The sequence below is a fragment of the Roseibium sp. HPY-6 genome (assembly GCF_040530035.1).
Lineage (GTDB): Bacteria > Pseudomonadota > Alphaproteobacteria > Rhizobiales > Stappiaceae > Roseibium.
In genome coordinates this window covers 676,523-695,115 of sequence record NZ_JBEWCD010000002.1, presented here as the reverse complement: position 1 = coordinate 695,115, position 18,593 = coordinate 676,523, and the positions used below count along the sequence as shown (strand labels likewise).

Annotated in this window: 15 protein-coding genes; 8 read left to right on the top strand and 7 right to left on the bottom strand. The window is 56.2% G+C overall.

Translation table 11 applies throughout. The features are described from left to right. Positions 1-75: 75 nt before the first annotated feature. Both ABVF61_RS14605 and ABVF61_RS14600 read left to right on the top strand, forming a co-directional pair. Positions 76-1,173 carry a cobalt-precorrin-5B (C(1))-methyltransferase gene (locus ABVF61_RS14605; RefSeq protein ID WP_353994277.1) on the top strand — a complete coding sequence of 366 codons (1,098 nt, stop codon included), beginning with the start codon at positions 76-78 and terminating at the stop codon, positions 1,171-1,173. Beyond that, the gene (locus ABVF61_RS14600; protein ID WP_353994276.1) at positions 1,160-1,921 is read left to right on the top strand and encodes a cobalt-precorrin-6A reductase; all 762 of its coding nucleotides are present in this window, start codon (positions 1,160-1,162) and stop codon (positions 1,919-1,921) included. The genes ABVF61_RS14605 and ABVF61_RS14600 overlap by 14 nt, the downstream gene beginning before the upstream one ends. 9 nt (positions 1,922-1,930) lie before the next feature. Here the strand turns inward: ABVF61_RS14600 and ABVF61_RS14595 are convergent, their stop codons facing one another. Continuing rightward, positions 1,931-2,695: a WecB/TagA/CpsF family glycosyltransferase gene (locus tag ABVF61_RS14595; RefSeq protein ID WP_353994275.1), complete on the bottom strand. Its 765-nt coding sequence runs from the start codon at positions 2,693-2,695 to the stop codon at positions 1,931-1,933. 350 nt (positions 2,696-3,045) lie between these two features. On the opposite strand from ABVF61_RS14595, the gene ABVF61_RS14590 reads away from it, so the two are divergent. Both ABVF61_RS14590 and ABVF61_RS14585 read left to right on the top strand, forming a co-directional pair. Then, a complete protein-coding gene (locus ABVF61_RS14590) occupies positions 3,046-5,118 on the top strand; it encodes a GumC family protein (RefSeq protein ID WP_353994274.1) in 2,073 nt (690 codons plus the stop codon). Continuing rightward, positions 5,096-6,430, top strand: a complete 1,335-nt coding sequence (locus ABVF61_RS14585) for a UDP-phosphate alpha N-acetylglucosaminyltransferase (protein ID WP_353994273.1) — start codon at positions 5,096-5,098, stop codon at positions 6,428-6,430. The genes ABVF61_RS14590 and ABVF61_RS14585 overlap by 23 nt, the downstream gene beginning before the upstream one ends. On the opposite strand, the gene ABVF61_RS14580 is transcribed toward ABVF61_RS14585, so the two are convergent. After that, positions 6,400-7,572, bottom strand: a complete 1,173-nt coding sequence (locus ABVF61_RS14580; RefSeq protein WP_353994272.1) for a glycosyltransferase family 4 protein — start codon at positions 7,570-7,572, stop codon at positions 6,400-6,402. The two genes, ABVF61_RS14585 and ABVF61_RS14580, sit on opposite strands and share 31 nt — an antisense overlap. Before the next feature lie 196 nt (positions 7,573-7,768). Here ABVF61_RS14580 and ABVF61_RS14575 point away from each other — a divergent pair, with 196 nt between their 5' ends. Then, positions 7,769-8,776: a glycoside hydrolase family 5 protein gene (locus ABVF61_RS14575; protein ID WP_353994271.1), complete on the top strand. Its 1,008-nt coding sequence runs from the start codon at positions 7,769-7,771 to the stop codon at positions 8,774-8,776. A gap of 24 nt (positions 8,777-8,800) precedes the next feature. On the opposite strand, the gene ABVF61_RS14570 is transcribed toward ABVF61_RS14575, so the two are convergent. Further along, the gene (locus ABVF61_RS14570) at positions 8,801-10,135 is read right to left on the bottom strand and encodes an aspartate aminotransferase family protein (RefSeq protein ID WP_353994270.1); all 1,335 of its coding nucleotides are present in this window, start codon (positions 10,133-10,135) and stop codon (positions 8,801-8,803) included. 167 nt (positions 10,136-10,302) lie between these two features. After that, positions 10,303-11,211, bottom strand: coding sequence for an ATP-grasp fold amidoligase family protein (locus ABVF61_RS14565; protein ID WP_353994269.1), 909 nt, complete (start codon positions 11,209-11,211; stop codon positions 10,303-10,305). 210 nt (positions 11,212-11,421) lie between these two features. On the opposite strand from ABVF61_RS14565, the gene ABVF61_RS14560 reads away from it, so the two are divergent. The 3 genes from ABVF61_RS14560 (at position 11,422) to ABVF61_RS14550 (ending at position 15,539) form a co-directional block, all read left to right on the top strand. After that, on the top strand, positions 11,422-12,540 hold the full coding sequence (locus ABVF61_RS14560; protein ID WP_353994268.1) for a GumK N-terminal domain-containing glycosyltransferase: 1,119 nt from the start codon (positions 11,422-11,424) through the stop codon (positions 12,538-12,540). 141 nt (positions 12,541-12,681) lie between these two features. After that, positions 12,682-14,139 (top strand): lipopolysaccharide biosynthesis protein, encoded by a 1,458-nt coding sequence (locus ABVF61_RS14555; protein WP_353994267.1) that lies wholly within the window; start codon positions 12,682-12,684, stop codon positions 14,137-14,139. 209 nt (positions 14,140-14,348) lie between these two features. Then, positions 14,349-15,539, top strand: a complete 1,191-nt coding sequence (locus ABVF61_RS14550) for a hypothetical protein (RefSeq protein WP_353994266.1) — start codon at positions 14,349-14,351, stop codon at positions 15,537-15,539. Positions 15,540-15,664: 125 nt separating this feature from the next. On the opposite strand, the gene ABVF61_RS14545 is transcribed toward ABVF61_RS14550, so the two are convergent. The 3 genes from ABVF61_RS14545 to ABVF61_RS14535 are packed head-to-tail and all read right to left on the bottom strand — an operon-like array spanning position 15,665 to position 18,584. Then, positions 15,665-17,128, bottom strand: coding sequence for an aspartate aminotransferase family protein (locus ABVF61_RS14545; protein WP_353994265.1), 1,464 nt, complete (start codon positions 17,126-17,128; stop codon positions 15,665-15,667). Between the two features lie 8 nt (positions 17,129-17,136). Continuing rightward, complete coding sequence (locus ABVF61_RS14540) at positions 17,137-18,150, bottom strand: NAD-dependent epimerase/dehydratase family protein (protein WP_353994264.1); 1,014 nt, start codon at positions 18,148-18,150, stop codon at positions 17,137-17,139. Further along, the gene (locus ABVF61_RS14535; protein WP_353994263.1) at positions 18,147-18,584 is read right to left on the bottom strand and encodes an EamA family transporter; all 438 of its coding nucleotides are present in this window, start codon (positions 18,582-18,584) and stop codon (positions 18,147-18,149) included. The genes ABVF61_RS14540 and ABVF61_RS14535 overlap by 4 nt, the downstream gene beginning before the upstream one ends. Positions 18,585-18,593 lie beyond the last annotated feature (9 nt).

The window sequence follows — 18,593 nt, the reverse complement described above, 5'->3', positions numbered from 1 at the left end:
GACAGGAATGCGACATTTCGGATCTTTGATGTGCAAGCACGCGCGCCAAAGCCAAACATCGGCTATAGAGGGTCGATGTCTGATAACGAGCGGAAAGAACTGAGACGCGGCTGGACGACGGGCGCCTGTGCGACAGCGGCGGCCAAGGCTTCCTATGCTGCACTCTTGTCCGGTACGTTTCCAGATCCTGTGGAAATTTCCCTGCCCAAGGGCGGAACCGCCGATTTTGTGCTGACCAGCCACGGCGTTTCAAACGGAATGGCCCATGCCGCGATCACCAAGGACGCAGGCGATGATCCCGACGTGACCCACGGTGCGCTCATCACGTCGCGCGTGCGTGTTCTGGCACCAGGGGAAGGCGTCTGTTTCAAAGCAGGCGACGGCGTTGGAACAGTCACACGTCCCGGATTGCCTATTCCCCCTGGTGAACCCGCGATCAATCCGGTTCCCAGAGACATGATGCGAAAGGCGATCGCGGAGGTTGCCGAGCGTTATGGCGGTTCGGGAGATGTCGAAATCGAGGTTTCCATTGAGGGCGGAGCGGAGCTGGCGCTCAAGACCATGAACCCGCGCCTTGGCATTGTCGGCGGTTTGTCCGTTCTGGGAACAACAGGCATCGTTCGTCCTTTTTCCTGCGCGGCCTGGATCGCGTCCATTCACCGGGGTGTCGACGTCGCACGCGCCATTGGACTGACACATGTTGTCGGCGCAACCGGATCTTCTTCTGAAGATGCGGTACGCGCGCGCTACGAGCTCGACGAAACCGCCTACCTGGACATGGGCGACTTTGCCGGTGGCCTGCTCAAGTATCTGCGCCACCATCCTGTGGACCGGCTGACGCTTGCCGGCGGTTTTGCCAAGTTTTCAAAACTCGCACAGGGCGCGCTTGACCTGCATTCGGCGCGAAGTTCCGTGAATTTCAGCTTCCTGCAGGAGCTGCTCGCCGAGACAGGCGCATCGCCTTCCCTCATCGCGCATGCCGTCGAGGCAAACACGGCGAAAGAAGTGCTCGACAGGTCGCTGGAAGAAAACCTTGATCTGAGCGTTGTGCTGGCTAAGCGCACAAAGAAGCAGGTGCGGCACATCCTCAAGGATGCGCCAGTTGCATTGGAGGTGCTGATTACAGATCGTCAGGGAAAGATCCTGGGAGAGAGCAGCTTTGGAGACGAGTGACCACATCCTTCTTCTCGGGGGGACATACGAGGCGCGTCTGATCGCGGAAAAACTGACGACCTCGCTTCCAGGCGCTCAGCTGACGGTCTCTTTTGCAGGCGTCGTCAAGGATTTGCCGGAGCTGGGTGTTCCCACAAGGGTTGGCGGCTTTGGCGGTACCAACGGGCTTGCCGATTTTCTGAAATCTGAAAAGGTCACGTACGTCGTCGACGCGACCCATCCGTTCGCGTCGCAGATCAGCGGTCATGCCGCGATGGTCTGTACGGCGCTGCAGGTGCCGCTGATCCGCCTGGAACGACCGGCATGGGATACCGTTGACGGTGACGATTGGGTGCGTGTCGCTTCCATTGAGGCTGCGGAGCGCGCATTGCCTGTCGCGTCCCGGGTCTTCATTGCCCTTGGCCGCAAGGAGATTTCAAAGTTCTACGGCCGTGACGACATTTACGGTCTGGCTCGTATGATCGAACCGCCCGAACACCCTTTGCCGGCGCACTGGGATCTGGTGCTGGCGCGTCCGGCGCAGTCGGCTGACGAGGAAGAGGCTCTGTTTCGTGCGCACGGCATTTCGCACGTTGTGTCAAAGAACAGTGGCGGTGAACGCGCCTACGCGAAGATTGAGGCAGCCCGCCGATTACACCTGCCTGTCATCATGATCGATCGTCCCGATCTGCCGAAGACGGAGACGTCGGCCAATGTCAGCGATTTGCTTGAAAAACTTAAGGCTTCTTCGTCGCAAGCGGGTTCGTGACGCGCTTTTTCAGCGATCGCTCCTGGTGCGCTTCAGCTTCATCAGGGCAATAAAAAACCGCGGAATTCCAACGACGTAGCGGCGGAACAGACGGCGCGGTTCCTGCAGCAAACGGAACAACCATTCCAAACCAACAGCCTGCACCGCCTTCGGCGCCCTGATGACGGAACCGGACATGAAATCAAACAAGGCGCCAACCCCAATCGCTACGGTTGCGTCCAATTGGGGCCGGTTCTGAACGATGAAGTTTTCCTGGCGGGGATTGCCCATGCCAACGAGAAGGAGGTCCGGCCGCGTTCTGTTGATTTCGTCACAAATCGTAGCGCTCCGATCCATGTCGAAATAGCCATTTCGATATCCGACAACTTCATGCAACGGATAGGTGGCTTCGATGTGTTCACTTGCAAGCTTTACGCGATGCTCGGAGGCACCCAGGAGAAATATCCGGAGCGGAATGCCGACATTCGCGAGGATGTCGGGGATCAAATCAGTCCCATTCAGATTGTCCGGAAATTCCTTGCCGTTCAAAAAGCGGCTCGCGAGATCAATTCCGATACCGTCGTTCAACAAAGTCATCTGCTGCAGGGTCTTGGCAAATGCCGGATCATCAAGAGCCGTCAGCGTCGTGTGCGCATTGCAAATGGCAATCTCGAGCGGATAGCGCAACTGAACGGATGAGCGAACCAGCTGCACAGCCTCTTCGCTTTTCATCCGTAGGATCGACAAGGGTCCGATGACCGTCGTGCCGGCCCTGATCGGAAGATTCAGATCCACCTTATTCATCAAAGGAACGCCACATTGAGCAGATTGCACTTTATTCGTCTTGCCTGCGTTTAAACTTGAATTGTTCTAGCTTGAATACAATTAAAATAACTTAATTCGATCATCACTGCGGTGTTTATTATTAATACTTGGTTTCCGGAAAAACTAAATTTGGAAACAACGCAATATTGCCTGAAAACTCGCATGGTCGGCATGCCGGGATCCGCCTGGATATTTGCGATGCGTTAATCATGTTTGTTTACGAATGAAGCTGGTGACCCGATGCAGGCCAACAGCGTCTGGCAGATGGCGGTCAGGAAAAGAGTGCAGCAAAGACGGCCAAACTGAAGACCAATGGCGCAATGATTGATCTGTCTGAGATACCGGCGATACTTCGACGCCATGTCGTCTGGCTTATCTTGTGCCCGATTGTATTCGCGGCTCTCGCGCTCACTTATGCCTATCTCAAGACGCCCATCTATCAGACCAGCGCAGAGTTGCTGATTCAGCCCGAAGGCGTGCAGATTATCAGTTCAGACCCAGCAGGTGGACGCGGCAGTCAGGCATTCCAGGGCATGGATCTTGACAGTCAGTCCTTCGTCATCCTGTCCGCCGTCGTCCTCAATGAAGTCGCAAACAACCTCAAACTCGACAGCGATCCTAATTTCCAGCAGCCCGGGTTGAAGAGAAAACTCATTGCAATGCTGTTAGGCGGCCTTTCGGGAGGCACCCGCTCCTCCGCGACGGTCCGCAATTCAACGCTCGAGGTCTTGCGGGACGTTGTTCGTGTTTACCGTCTCGATCAGAGCTTCGTATTCTCCATCACGGTGAGCCACCCCGACCCGGAGCTTGCGGCTGCGATCGCCAACGAGACCGCTGCGGCCTATATCCGCCAGACCCGCAGCAGCCGGACCGAAGCGCTCGCCAGGGCAGGCACGACACTGGGCAATCAGGCCAAACAGCTTCGCTCCCGCGTGGAACAGGCAGAAGCTGCCGTTGAAGCCTACAAGGCCCGGCAGGGTTTGATCAGCACATCCGGCGGGTCCGTCGTTGACCAGCAGATCGAAGCGCTCAACACGCAAATCACGGATGCGCGCGTCGATCTTGAGCGCAGCAAGGCACTTTACGATCAGATGGCGCCGCTTACGCTCTCCGACGTCGAAGCCGGAGCTGTACCTGCAGGAACGGAAAACGCCGTCCTGAATTCGCTGCGCGTCCAGTATGCCGGCATTACACAGCAAGTTGCCGAAGCGTCGACAACGCTCGGCGCAAATCATCCGACGCTGCTTGAGCTTCGTTCGCAGTTGTCGAACATCAAACGCGAAATTCAAAGCGAACTGCAACGCATAAAAAGGGCCGTTCGCAGCCAGTTTGAACAGGCGCAATCAACGGTGAATGCGCTTGAGTTGCAATCAAAGAACCTCCAGTCGCAGAACTCGGTTCAAGGCAAAGCGCTGATCGAACTCAGGCAGCTGCAGAGCGAAGCCGACGCGAGCCGCGCAGTCTACGAGGCCTTTCTGAAGCGGTCCCGCGAGCTTGAAGAACTTCCAAACGTTGACACGAACACAACGCGAATTCTTTCAGAAGCAACCATTCCGACTGACGCGAACGGTCCGCGGAAAATCATTGTTCTTGGCGCGGCCCTGGTATTTGGGTTCGCCGTTGCTGCGTCGGGCGCAATCGGGCTGACCGTCTTGAGGGGTCCCATGATCTCCGAGCGGCAACTTGTGTTGCAGACCGGTGCACCGATTCTGGCGAACCTGGGCGGCTCGGCGGACAAGGGAAGGTTTTTGTCCGGTATGCCGCACCTTACCGGGAAGGCCGGATCTCGACAGGAAAACAAGGCCGACATCGCACGCATTCGCGTGGCCTATGCCCTTCGGCACGCCATCGCCCATAGCCGTCCTGCAAACGTGCTCGCCGTATCGGTTGGTGGAACCGGGGACACCTCAAACTTTGTCCGCAGTGTCGCTGAAGAGCTCTACGATATGGGTGAGGAGATCCTGTTCGCGCACACGACTGCTGGACACTCTGTCAGCAGCCAGGAGAACAGACGCCCGCGATCAGACAACCGACGCATCGGAGCCATCGGCCAGATCGCCGCAAGCCTTTCTGCAGCGCGCAACGTGCCGCATTCGGTATCGCAGACAAATTCGACGGGGCTGGCCAGCTATCTGCGCGTTGAGCATATCGATCCGCGCAAGAAATATGCCTCCGGAGGTGATCTCGGCTCATCCGACGAAGACATCCTCCTGGTCGATGCCGGAAATATTGACGAGAGCCCGATGCTGCCGGTTCTCCTGCGTCATTGCGACGGGATCATCCTGATCACGGCTGTTGGGAACACCAACTCGGCCGAGTTCGACCACGCCGCTGCCTTCCTGGAACCCTGGTGCGACCGGATCATCGGAAATGTCGTACTCAACGCTGTCTGACCGTCAGGTACCGCTTCGAACCGCTCTGGACCACGATCAGGCCCAGTACCGGCTCTGGCTCATGTGCGTTTATGCCGTTGTGGTCGGGACGCTCACGTTCAACTTTGCGCTGGCATTTGCAAACACCAATGCTTTTCGCATTTCGGAGAGCTACGTTATCCTATCGGAAATGGGGCTGCTTTCGGCGGCGTTGTTCCTGATTATCCTCAGCCGGAACAGCATGTTGTTCCTGCTTCTGGTTCTCTATTTCAGCTATGTGGCCCTTGTTCTCGCCCTACGGCCCGAACTCGATCTCAAGGCCATTCGCGACTTTCTGATCCCGATCGTTTTCTACTTCATCGGCAAGCGCTTCAAACGGATCGAGGATGCGGACAGACTGGTCTGGATCTCGACAGCGATCGTACTCTCCGTCGCCTTTTTCGAGTATTTCTTTCTCGATCTTTACACGCGGATGGTGAGCATTTTCGACTATTACGTCGCCCGGGGAACGTTGACCGCCGACGCCAATTTTGTCGAAGGGTCCAACCTTTTCGTCTCAAGTACGCGTATCGGCGGACGGAACTTCCTGGCCTTTCTTGGAGACGTGCGCGCGTCATCGGTGTTCCTGGAGCCGGTCACGATGGGCAACTTCGGTGCTTTCCTGTGTCTTTGGGCGCTGTTCCGGTCCGGAATGAAGCATCGCGCCCTGATGTTCCTCGCCGCCTTTGCGGCCGTGATCTTGCCCGATGCCCGTTTTGGCATGTTCGTCTGTATTGCACTGGTAGCGGCCGCCGCTGCCGGGCTTGTGCTGCCAAGGATCACCTGGTGGAGCCTGCCGGTGCTCATTCTGTTCGCGCTCGGCATCTATGGAGGCTGGAATACCGAACTCAACTGGACGGACGATCTTGGCGGACGCCTGCTTCACGCGAGCCAGCTGCTGCAGGAAGTCACACCGGAGATCTTGTTCGGCGTGGCCGCCAACGTACCATTTCTGGCAGACAACGGTTTTGCCTATTCGCTCGCGCAGATCGGAGTGGTCGGACTGCTGGGCTTGTGGACGTGCTACATATTCGCGCCGTATGAAGATCAGCGCGCAATCCAGTTCAAGGCGCTGGCGGCGACCTATATCGCGCTTTTGATGACGATCTCGAATTCCTTCTATTCAATCAAAATGGCGGCCCTTTTCTGGGTTGCAGCGGGTGCTGCCGACGCCATGAGATCGCGGCAGCTGACAAACCCTCACAACCAGCGCCAACGGGACACAGGATCTGTTCTATTGCCCCCACTTGCAGGATCACCTGCTTACGGCCGGGTTGAAAGAATATCCCGATAGAGGTTCTCGTACTGCTGCGCCTTTGCGGACCAGCCATAGTCACGTGCTGCCCCAATTGCCTCGGAGCGCAATCCCGGGTGCCGCTCCAATTCTGCAAAACTTGCCTGAATGCTGTCAGCCGCACGCCGGGTGTCCGCATAATCCACGGTGCGCACCAATGGATGTTTCCAGGCGATGGCCCTGAAAGCATCATTTGCCTCAACGACGGGCACGAGGCCTGCGCTCATCGCTTCGATCAGAACCAACCCGAAGCCTTCATACTCCGATGCACTGACAAAAAGACTGCATTGTCCGATCAGTCTACGCAGCTCGTCATTTGACAAACCAACGTGAACGTCAATGTGTTCGGCAAGACCGCGCGTACTCGATTCCTCGATCAGCTGATCGGCCGTCAACTCTGATTCCATTCCCGCGATGTCCAGACGCCACGCGGGATCCTTTTTTGTGAGCACGCTCATCAGGTCAAGAAGGCGATCGAGCCGTTTGTTGGAGGAAAACCGGCCGAGCGTCAGGAGCCTTTTGCAAGGTCGCGGTGAACTGGCATCCATGAATTTCTCAATTCCGGCTCCATTTTCAATGAGGACGGATTTATGTGGTGCTATCTTTTGAAAGAGATCCAGGTCACTCGCGCTGCAGCACACGAGGCCTGCAAACTGGCTTGCCGAAAAACGTGTCAGCGTATTGAACCAGATGGACTTAATACGCGCGAACTTTCGTGTGTGAAAAAACCCGCCATGGGTGGTGGCGACGAGCTTTCGGTGATGAATGAGCCTGGTCAGCGCGAGGAAATCGAAAAAGAAATCTATCGCATGAACGTGCACCAGATCGGCTTCTGAAATTCTGGAGAGGACGGATGGTGCAATCGGGTAGCGTGAACTTCCTGAATAAGGGATACGCAGCACTTCAATCCCGTCGATGGTTTCCTGGCTGGAAAGATGCTTGCCGGGATCGGTAAACAGTCGATCGAGCGTCACGACCTTTACGTCTTCAAAGCGATTGCGTTGCTGATTGGCGAGATTTTTGACAACGTCCTCCAGCCCTCCGACGCTCGGTGCAAACTGGCGCACCACGTGAATGATACGCCGCGTTGCGAAAGGCGAGCTTGCTTCTTCCTGGCTGCCGGACTGAATGGTTGCGTCCATTTAGGATATCCGAGGATACTCGTTGAATGCTGTGCTTCGGGATGAGACTATCACCCGGCCATCAACAAGACCTTTATCTGAAGGCCATCAAAACAGATCTAGCTTATCCGTGCATACACTCAATTTTCCCTGGCAGCGCCAGACGTATCAACACGCACCATTGCGAGGAAAGCACATTGCTTCCGCGGTCTCCCTGATGCTTGCAGTTGCGTCTGCCACCGTGCCGGTTCATGCAGCAAGTTGCCTGCGAGGTGTCAACATAGCCGGCGCTGAGTTCGGTGGCCCGAACGCGGTTTACGGCCAGGATTACACCTATCCGTCAGACGAGACTCTGGATTGGGCTCTTGAGAAGAACATGACGGCAATCCGGCTGCCGTTCCGATGGGAACGCCTTCAGCCGGAGCTTTTCGGCGATTTCGATCCCGCCGAGCTCGCGCGCCTTCAGGTCACGGTACAAGCGGCGAACAGCCGCGGCCTTACGGTTATCCTGGATCTTCACAATTATGCGGAATACCGGGGCGACAGGATCGGCGCCGGCAAGGTCACTGCGGATGCGCTCGCTGATTTCTGGCGGCGGCTCACGCCCTATTTCCTCGGCAATGACAAGATCGTGCTTGGCCTGATGAACGAGCCTGCCGACATCACAGCCAAAGTCTGGTTCGAAGCGGCGCAGGCCGGACTGAACGCGATCCGCGAAGCCGGGTCGGATCAGCTTGTTCTTGTGCCCGGTACAATCTGGACAGGCGCGTCACACTGGTTCGATCCGCAGGACGGAGGCTCGAACGCCGACCTCTTTCAACATATCGAAGACCCGGCAGGCAACTTCACCTTTGAAGTGCACCAGTATCTCGACGAAGATTATTCGGGCACGAACCGTACGTGCCCGCGCGCCGACGACGCCGTCGAGGCTTTGAAGGCAATGGCGGATTGGCTAAAGACACACGGCTTCACCGGCTTTGTCGGGGAGTTTGGCGGAACGGCTTCCGCCGACTGCCTTGAGGGCCTCGATTACATGACGAGCTATCTCAACGAAAACAGTGACGCCTGGATCGGCTGGACGGCCTGGGCGGCAGGGGACTGGTGGGGAAACTACCCACTATCGCTGCAACCGGTTGATGGTGAGGACCGCCCGCAGATGAAGGTTCTCGCACCGTATCTTTCCGCTGCAGGAAGTGCTCAGCAATGTGGACCTGCGCCAGAATGATGCATCTTTTGAGACACGCCGCCGTCAGGCGGACGCAGCTTTTCTCGCTCTTGCACCATCCAGCGCATATTGCGCGTCAAGCATGTCGCAGACGTCCGTGAGGATCTCGAATCCGCGATCAATTTCCTTCAGGGAACTGGTGAGAGGTGCCAGGAACTTCAACACCTGATCGCTGCGTCCGCATGTTTCGATGATCAGGCCACGTTCAAAACTCATCTTCTGTATCATGCCAGCAATCGCGGGCTCACGCCGGCTTTCCAGACCCCATACAAACCCCTTGCCGCGGTAGAACAGGTCAAGCGCGGAGTAGTCGGAGGCGAGGCTCTGCAAGCGTTCTTCAATATGTTCCGCCTTCGCCCTGATCTCATCGGCGAAGTCGGTGTCCTGCCAAAAGTGAGCCAGAGCCTTGGTCGCAGCGACAAAGGCAAGATTATTGCCACGGAACGTGCCGTTGTGCTGGCCGGGCTTCCAAACGTCGTGCTGGGGCTTCAGAAGAACGAGCGCCATGGGAAGGCCGTAGCCGCCGATGGATTTCGACAGAACGATAACATCCGGGTCAATACCGGCTTTCTCGAAGCTGAAAAAGTCGCCGGTCCGGCCGCAGCCCATCTGGATGTCGTCAACGATCAGCAGCACACCGAATTGCTTGCACAGGGTGTCCAAAGCCCGGAGCCAGCCCATGGGCGCTATGTTGATGCCGCCTTCTCCCTGGATGGGTTCAACGATTATCGCAGCCGGAGCGTCATCGTTTTGCGATCGCCTCTGCAGCGTGTCGGCGATGGATGAAATCGATGCCTCAAGAGTGCTTTCATCCGTGCAGAACGGCAGCGGCCCGTGGGTGCACTGGTCAAATCCCGGCAGCCCCTCCTTGTAGTAGGGGTTGTCTGTCAGCTCCAGCGAACCGGTCGTCATGCCGTGGAAACCATGGGTGAAGCCGAATATGTCACGGCGGCCCGTAACCTTGCGTGCGATCTTGATCGCCGCCTCTACCGCGTTCGTCCCTGTTGGACCGCAGAACTGAAAACGATAGTCCATCCCCCTTGGCTGGAGAACGGCACTGTCGAAGGTTTCGATAAACTCGTTCTTTGCGACCGTTGCAAAATCGAGGCTGTGGGCGATACCGTCGCCGGACACATAGTCCAGAAGCGCCTGCTGGATAACCGGATTGTTGTGACCATAATTCAGCGCTCCAGCGCCGGCGAGAAAATCGATGTATTCGACCCCATCTGCGGATGTGATCGTACTGCCGGATGCGGTTTTGGCAACAAACGGAAAACTGCGAACATAACTTCTTACATTCGATTCCAGTCTGTGCGCCGGATCGTTGGCCTTGATTTCCTGCATGTCGTTCCCTGTCATCACTAACGGTCAAGCATTGGCGTTGCACTTGACTCTCAAGCATTCAGGGCACTATGCCGCGCCGAACCTTAAAATTCGAACAAACTTCAAAGTAAAGAAAACAAAAATCCGAGTTCTGAATTTTCGGGATCAACAATTACTTTGGATTCATATTTTGACATAGAAAATCACTGCTGAACGACGAACTCTTTCCAATATTTCGCAAGCTGGAAGTCATAGCTGTCCGGGACAAACGTTTCGAACCCTCCGCTGGGGTACAGCGTGATTTCGCCAACAAATATTCCCTGCGAGGTGTTGTAGAGATCAATCCTCGCAAACCCCAGCTCGGGACCAAGCGCGCGCGCTATGTCCAGCATCCTGTCATAGCCGTCGGGGCGAGGAAGTTGTTTTTCAAGCAGCGGATAATAATCCATATGGATCGGCAACAATTTCCAATCCGGCGAATAAACACTCTCATGCATGACGCCTTCAAGCGGCGTCCTGAGTTCGATATGCACAAGATTTCCGTTGAAGCTGTAAAAGCGGTAGTCGCTCAAGACTTCGTCTCGCTCACCAATCAGCTTTTCAATAATGATGCGCGGCGGAACATTCGAATAGGCCCATTCTCTGTTGACACGTGAATGATCAGAAGCGAGCCATTCGGCTTCGGGCCGCTGACGCATCAGGTCGTCGATATCCGCCTTTTCCCAAAGGAAGAAACCGGCGCCGCTGGCGTGGGTCGGCTTGACCACAGCCGGGAGCGGAATTGACTGCCAATCAACTTCGGAAAGATCGGTCCCAACCCAGTAGGTCGGGATCAGGTGATCATCACCTATACGCTCGCGAATGAAATCCTTCGCCGCGGCCTTGTCGACGACAGTCGCATAGAGTGGGTTTTGATCCTGCAGTTTCCGGATCTGTTGATACTCAGAAAACCGGGTCGGTGTTTTCCAGTTCGGAAATCTGCCGAAGATCGAGAAATACTTTAGAGTAAGGTAGATCTTGTCTGGAAATATTGAAATCAGCCGCCAGAAAATTCGGCGCACCCGATGTTCAATGGTCGCATGCTTTTCCGTACCAGCCGCAATACTGTCCATTTTTCTACCCGAAGCCTCGTTTCTTAAGTCATTGTCAACGTGAACAGTGGAAAAGGTTTCACCGAAAGCGCTCACATCGGAAGAACGACCGCATGTTTCTAGCGGAAAAACCGTTAAGATCTGGCTTACTGCGGACGCGCCGCATTGGAGGGGCGCGCGAGGGTTACTTCCAGTTTAACGCGGTCACCACGACGCCCACGGGAGGTCGCAGTGAACGGTAAGACAATCCTTCTTGTCTCACGTCATGACTACAGGACGGGCTGGCGCGCAGGCCGCCATTTCCTGGCGGATGCGTTTCGCGCCCAGGGCCATTCGGTCCAGTTTTTTTCGGTCGGTTTCAGTCCGCTTTCGCTGTTGAGCAACGACCATCGCAAAAGCCTCTTTGGCGCGTCGAACAAATGGCAGGAGGTCGATGGCATCGGCTGCTATCTCTGGCGCTCGCCGCTGCACCCCTTTGGCAAGGGGCTTGGAAACCACGCTGCCTTGACCAACGGGATGTTCCGCTGGTGGATCGGCTCGAAATGCAACGCGCTTGATGAGGCCTCCCGGCAAGCCGACCTGATTGTCGTGGAATCCGGCATTGCTGCGGCGCTGATCGGCCGCATCCGGCGATCGACTCCGAACGCGCAAATCATTTACTTCGTCGCGGATCTGCTGGAAACGATCAGTGCGCATTCGTTCATCGCCGAGCAACTTTACCGAGACCGGGCTGCAATCTCTGACATCGTCGTTGTTGCCCGGGCCATGGCTCCGCATTTTGAAGGTTTCGGGTGCCCGGTCCACTTCGTTCCACATGGTGTTTCAAAATCGGACTTTGATCACATCGGGCCCAGCCCGTATGAGACATCCGGCAACATCGCAACCGTCGGCTCCATGTTGTTTGACCCGGCTTTTTTCGATATCGCCGCACCCGCATTTCCAGACATGCACTTCCATCTTATCGGAACGCCTGAACTTGGCAGGAGTTTTGACAATGTGACCGAGTATGGACGCATGCCTTTCAAGGACACGCTTCCCTTTCTCAAGCACGCCGACACCGGTGTAGCGCCATATGCCGACCGCGACGGTGCGGATTATCTGGCAGATTCCAGCCTGAAGCTGATGCAATATGAGTTTCTTCGTCTGCCCGCTGTCTGTCCGCAATACGCTGTCGGCGACAAGGCGAACCGGCATGGCTATAAGCCGGGCGATCCGGTCTCGATCAAAGACGCCGTTGGTCAGGCTCTGAACACACCGTTTGCGGACGAAGCCAGCAAGGTTCTCGACTGGAAGGACGTTGCCGACAGACTGTTGGCGCTCGACCGGGCGGCAGCGCTCATTAAATCTTAAAGCGTTTCAGCTATTAGAACCGGGTAGATGACAGTGCCGGGCCCCCCGGTGCTTGGCTGCCTGCCGACTCGGTCTGGACGACATTGTATTGGCGGGGCATGTCCAATTCGACCGCGGAACAGGAACGGCAGGCGGAATCCGATGGCATCGATGGTGCGAATGTCTGTGATCAACACGTCAGCCGGCGTGCTGTCCATGTCCATGGGCTTTGTCTGCAGCATCATTGTCGCAAGAACGCTCGGCGTCGAGGGCACCGGTGTTGTTGCCTATGCCCTCTGGTTCATGTCCGTCGCAACTGTTGTCTCCGACTTCGGCATGCCGCAGGCAACCTTGCGCTTCATTGCGCGCGACACAAGTTCGGAAAGCGGATCAGATGCGCTCTTCCGCATATTGCTGCGCCGATTTGTTCTCACAACCGGGCTGATGACGGGTGGCATTGGCCTTTATGCGATCTTCCAGTTCAACCAGGACAATCCGCAAGGCGCATTGGTCTGGTCGGCAACGATCCTCCTTTTTCTGGCCTATGCCTATGCAACGATGGTTATCGGTGCTGCCCAGGGGCTCGGACAATTCGACCGGACGGCTTCCATGACGCTGATCGGCTGCCTGCTTCAGCCCTTCTGCGTCCTCGTAGGCGCGCTTATGCTCGGTCCCGTCGGGGCGATCATGGGTCACGCGACACGGCACTTGCCGCAGGCTCTCGACCTAAAACGCTACCTGGGCACGGCAGCCGCGAAAACGGCGAAGATCCCCAAAGACGTTGGTCTTTATGCCCGCAACAACTGGTTCTCCGGCAGCATTTTCGCGCTCTTCGGCGCCCGGATTGAGCTGGCAGTCATCGGTTTCTTCTTCTCAATTTCCCAGGTCGGCTATTATTCGATCGGCTTGACCATGTCCGGGATGATCGCCCAATTCGCAGTCTTCAGTCTCGCGTTTGTTGTTCCTCAATTCGGCGTCCTGCATGATCAGAAGGACGACAACGCCCTGTCGGTTGCCTTTGAAGGAACCATCCGCTGGCTTGGGATCGTCATTGCCCCTGTCGCAATCGGTGGCGCTTCCATTGCGCCGGAGCTGATCCCGCTGGTGTTTGGAAAAGACTTTGAACCTGCCGTAGGGCCGGCAGTCATCCTGTTGGCGTTTGCCCTCGCGCAGGCACTGTCCTCTGTCATTTCCAGGGCCATTCTGGCGAAAAACCGAAGCACCGACGAGTTGTGGATGACGATCGCCTGGTGTGCGATCACCAGTGTCTCGCTGCTGATTATTGTTCCTTCCTTCGGACAGATGGGCGCCGCCTATGTGCGGGCAGCGGCGAGCGTTCTTCTTCTCCTGATCCTTGGTATTTATTGCCGGCGGGTCCTTAATCTCCGGCTCCCCATGCTGGCCTTGCTTAAATGCACCGTGTCGGCACTGCTGTGTGCTGGGGTAGCGGTTTTCGTGCTTTCCAAGGCAGGTGGCATATTGGGTTTACTGGCCGCTATTGCTGCCGCCGGCATCGTTTACCTCATGTCGCTGACGCTTTTGAAAACCGTTCCGAAATCGGAGCTCGAACCGGTGCTGAACCAGGTCAGAGGCAGGCTGCGCGGGCTCAAGACAACCTGAAACCTTTCAAGAGCAGGAACCCTGGACATGCGCTGTACCCGGCGATTAAGGCGTTATTAGCTTGATGACCTTAAGTTTAGAGCAAACAACGCAGCCACAACTGGGCGGTGCAGTTTGCGTTCGAAAGCACAAAGAACGACTAGACTCTCGGGTCTGAAAGTTCCGTCAAACGTCGATTGCAGCAACAAACCGGAAAGACCTATACGCACATGTCCCTTACCAACACCTTCGGTGATCGTTTAGGTACTGCTTTGCTTGCGTCGGGCAGACTGCTTTCGAAGGATGTCGTGAACGCAGTGTCCGTTGGCCTCTTTTCGCTGATCGTGCTTGGCACGCTCGCGCTGGCCTATTTCAATCCGGTCTACAACTGGGACATCCTCGCCTATGTCGGCATCGCGGCAGAGGACCAGCTGGACAGTGCGGAGGAAATTCACGCGCTTGCGTATGGTGAGGTCAAGGAGGCCGCATCCGATCTTCAGTTTTACAAGGTCACCGCGAGTATTCCCTATCGGGTCAACCAATACGAACAACCCGAACACTTCGTCTCCCTGTTTCCGATGTTCAGGGTCAAGGTTGCCTACATCGAAGCCATCAAGCACCTTGGGGCTTTGACCGGCCGCGTTCATGCGACGACGATCATTTCGACGGTCTCGGCCGCGCTTATCGGGCTGTTCATCCTGTTCTGGAGCGCACGGCAGTCCTTCGTCCAGGGATTGTTGATCATCGGCCCTGCGATCATTCTCATCGGCTATACGTTCTCTGCAAGGGAAGCAACGCCGGACCTGATGATGGCGGCCTTTGCGCTTCCAGCTCTCTATTTCGTGTGCCGTGAAAAACCGCTGTTTGCTGCGCCTTTCCTTTTCACGATGTTTCTCGTGAGACCTGACGGGCTGCTGTTCTTCTTCGCGCTGCTGCTTGCCGCCATTGCGGTGGGAAGAGACCGATTGATCTATCTTGCTCTCTTTGTCGGGGCTCTTTTCCTGTACTTCCCGATCGTCGGGTCTGCCGACCACCCCGGCTGGTGGCCGCATTTCTATTTCTCAAACGTTGAATACCAGGACGATATGCGCGGCTTCGACCCGGCCTTCAATGTGCTTCTTTATGTCAAGGCACTGGTCGTAAATGTCGCCAGGACAGTGCAGGACTTCAACTGGCTTATGCTTCTTGCCATTTTCCTGCTCGGCTTCGCCCTGCTCGTTCGCAGCGGAAAGAACATTTCAAAAGGACAATGGATTGCGGTCGTCGCCCTCACGCTGTGTATCAGCGGCAAGTTCGTCACGTTCCCGCTTCCGGACGACCGGATCTACCTGCCCTATCTGCTGCCGTTGCTGATTGTCCTGTTCGAGATCTGGAAACCAAAGTTTTCCTTGCCGGTCGACGAAGCGCGCGCCCTTCCCTAAAACGCGGCAAATCGTTTTTTCCGCAAGGATCAGAAAAAAAGCCCGCGCAATTCGCGCGGGCTTCTTTTTCGTGTCTCAGTGAAGGATGCAGGTCACTTCGCACCTTGGGAGAAGCTACGCTTCCCTCAGCCTGCCTGCGATTTGATGAAGCCGTTCACGATACTGACGATGCCCTTGGACAAGAGGTCGTCCAACGCGTCGCAGAAGGTGTCGACATTCTCCATCGTGCAGACCAATGGTGGCTCAAGGCGGATGACATTGCGGTTGTATTCGGTGAAGGCCACCAGAATGTCGTAGTCTCTGAGAAGCTGCGCCCCAATGAAGCCGGACAGCGATCCCTTCAGCTTGTCGTCAAGCAGCGACAGCATCGGCCGCAGCACCACCGGCATCGTCTTTGAAAAGTCCTGGAATTCCAGACCGACCATGAGGCCTTGCCCGCGCACGTCCTTGATGATTTTCGGATATTTTTCCTGAAGCTTTTTCAACCGCGAAATCAGATGGGCACCGACACGCGCGGCATTTTCCATCAGGTCTTCGTCGTAAAGGACGTTCAGGCCTTCAATTGCGGTGATGCTCGCCTCACCGATACCGCCGAACGTTGCCTGCGCGTGGATCATTGCGGTTTTCGGAGAACCATAGGCCTTCATGTAGACATCACGCTTTGCGATCATCGCGCCGACGGCAGCCTTGCCCGCCCCCAGGGACTTTGCAAGCGCCGTTACGTCCGGGACGACACCGTAATGTTCGAACGCATAGAACTTGCCTGTCCGACCGTAACCGCACTGCACTTCGTCCGCGACCCACAGGACATCGTGCTTGTCGCACAAGGCCCGCACGCCCTTCCAGTAGCTTTCCGGTGCAGAAATGATCCCACCGCCGCCCTGGATCGTTTCCAGAACAACAACGCCGATCTCGGGGTCTGATTCAATCGCCTGCGTGAGGGCTTCCAGATCGCCGAACGGAACCTTCACATGATTGTCGACGAGTTTGAAACTGCCCTGGTAGAGATCAGAGTCTGTCAGCGACAGAACGCCCTTTGTCTTGCCGTGGAACGAATTGCCCGCGTGTACGATCTTGCAGTTTTTGCGCCCGGATGCGCGCTCGGCAACCTTGACCGCAGCCTCCATTGCCTCTGATCCTGAAGATCCGAGAAACACCATGTCGAGATCGCCCGGCGAGCATGCCGCGAGGTTCTTCGCTAGGGCCGATGCGTATTGAGACAGGAAGGCGATCGCAATCTCGTGGCGGCCTTCTTCCTGAAATTTCCGACGCGCTGCGATTACCCGCGGATGATTATGACCATGTGCCAGCGATCCGAAGCCACCGAAAAAATCCAGGATCCGCCGGCCGTTCTGATCGACATAGAACATGCCGTCGGCAGTCTCGATCTTGACCTTGTGAAACCCCAGCAGCTTCATGAAATGAAACTGTCCCGGATTGATGTGCTCCTTGAACAGATCAGCCATGGACTGGGGGTCAAGCGCCTTCGCGTCTTCGACCGTCAAAAGATCAGGCTTCGAACTGTTCTCAGAAGCGGCTTCCAGCTCTTTCTCGGAGAAGTCGGCTTTAACTGCGGTGTTCTGCAACATCAAAATTCCTATTCTGCCGGCTGTGCCGAGCCTTGATCGACGCGGGAGCCGTCATTCTTTTGTGCGCGGTATTCGTCGTAAGCGGCGATCAGCATGTCTTCATCGCGATAAGCGGGTACCCAGCCGAGATCGCGCTCGCCTTTTGAAACATCCAGAACGCACATTTCATCGGCAATCAGATACTGCTCCGGATCCATGATGGGCATGTTGAGCGCATCGAGCAGGTCGAGAGTCCGCTTTACAGCGAAGCCCCAGGTAGGGATCAGGATCGATTTCGAATGAGCGTGCTTGACCAGATCACCAAGCAGCTTCCTGACGGGAGGCGGATTGATGGATCCCAGATTGTAGGCTTCGTTCGGAACACCGGCCTTCCAGGCTTTGTATGCCGCACCCGCGCAGTCATAGACGGAAATGAACTGATACGGGTTCTTGCCTGACCCGATCATGGGAACCGGCAGGTTCATGTCGATCAGCTTGAACAGCTTGGTCAGGATGCCCAGACGTCCCGGACCGATGATCAGCCGCGGGCGGAACAGCGTGATGTCCATCCCGCGTGCGCGCCACTCGGCCGCCAGGACTTCCGTGTCGAGTTTCGATTGCCCGTATTCCCCGAGGGGTGAAACAGGATGATCTTCGGTCATCGGGTAGGTAACCGTGTGGCCATAGACCATATCGGTCGTGTAGTGGACCAATTTGCTCGCACCGGCGCGGTCCATCGCCTCGATGATGTTCTTCGTTCCGTCGTAATTGACGGGATAGAAAAAATCATGCCGCTTCGCCTTCACCTGGATCGGCGAGAGCATTTTTGCAGACAGATTGTAGACCATATCGCCGCTGGTCATCGGCACGGCGGCAACGGCTTCGGGATCGGTCACGTCACAGTCAAGGATCGTCGCTTTTGCATATAGATGGCGATGGGACTGCGCGATATCTGCAACGACGACTTCCTCATCGTCTTCCAAAAGACGCTTGGCGAGCTGCCGTCCGACAAATCCGTCCCCACCGAAAAGGATGTGTTTCACTTCGAGGTCTCCTTGAGAGCAACTTGTTGGACCTTGGCGTCCGTGTCCGCGCGGTCCTGGTTCGAACCGCCTTGGGCAATAAAGACAGTGCCCACGCAAATCAGAGCGATGCCAAACACGCGCATCGCGTTCAGATCTTCATGGAAAATGAAGAAGGCGTAGACGGCAACCACCACATAGGCGAGCGACAGGAACGGATAGGCGTAAGACAGCTCGACCTTGGACAACACATAAAGGTGCGAGGCCATCGAAATCACGAATGTGCACAGACCGAGAAAGACGAACGGCGTGAACACCACCTGCAGCAATTTGATGATCAGATTGCTGTGCAGTGTGCTGAAGTCACCGATTTGGGTCATTCCGTATTTCAGCATGATCTGCGCTGCTGCGTTTGTCAGGACGGTAAAGAGAATGAAGGGAAGGTAAGTACTCATACAGGCCGT

Bases quoted from the DNA above. Each gene is read 5' to 3' on its own strand.
- ABVF61_RS14575 (WP_353994271.1), top strand. From the start codon at position 7,769: ATGCTTGCAGTTGCGTCTGCCACCGTGCCGGTTCATGCAGCAAGTTGC.
- ABVF61_RS14590 (WP_353994274.1), top strand. From the start codon at position 3,046: ATGATTGATCTGTCTGAGATACCGGCGATACTTCGACGCCATGTCGTC.
- ABVF61_RS14565 (WP_353994269.1), bottom strand. From the start codon at position 11,211: ATGGACAGTATTGCGGCTGGTACGGAAAAGCATGCGACCATTGAACAT.
- ABVF61_RS14545 (WP_353994265.1), bottom strand. From the start codon at position 17,128: ATGTTGCAGAACACCGCAGTTAAAGCCGACTTCTCCGAGAAAGAGCTG.
- ABVF61_RS14535 (WP_353994263.1), bottom strand. From the start codon at position 18,584: ATGAGTACTTACCTTCCCTTCATTCTCTTTACCGTCCTGACAAACGCA.
- ABVF61_RS14580 (WP_353994272.1), bottom strand. From the start codon at position 7,572: ATGGACGCAACCATTCAGTCCGGCAGCCAGGAAGAAGCAAGCTCGCCT.
- ABVF61_RS14570 (WP_353994270.1), bottom strand. From the start codon at position 10,135: ATGACAGGGAACGACATGCAGGAAATCAAGGCCAACGATCCGGCGCAC.
- ABVF61_RS14605 (WP_353994277.1), top strand. From the start codon at position 76: ATGTCTGATAACGAGCGGAAAGAACTGAGACGCGGCTGGACGACGGGC.
- ABVF61_RS14555 (WP_353994267.1), top strand. From the start codon at position 12,682: ATGGCATCGATGGTGCGAATGTCTGTGATCAACACGTCAGCCGGCGTG.
- ABVF61_RS14550 (WP_353994266.1), top strand. From the start codon at position 14,349: ATGTCCCTTACCAACACCTTCGGTGATCGTTTAGGTACTGCTTTGCTT.
- ABVF61_RS14585 (WP_353994273.1), top strand. From the start codon at position 5,096: ATGTCGTACTCAACGCTGTCTGACCGTCAGGTACCGCTTCGAACCGCT.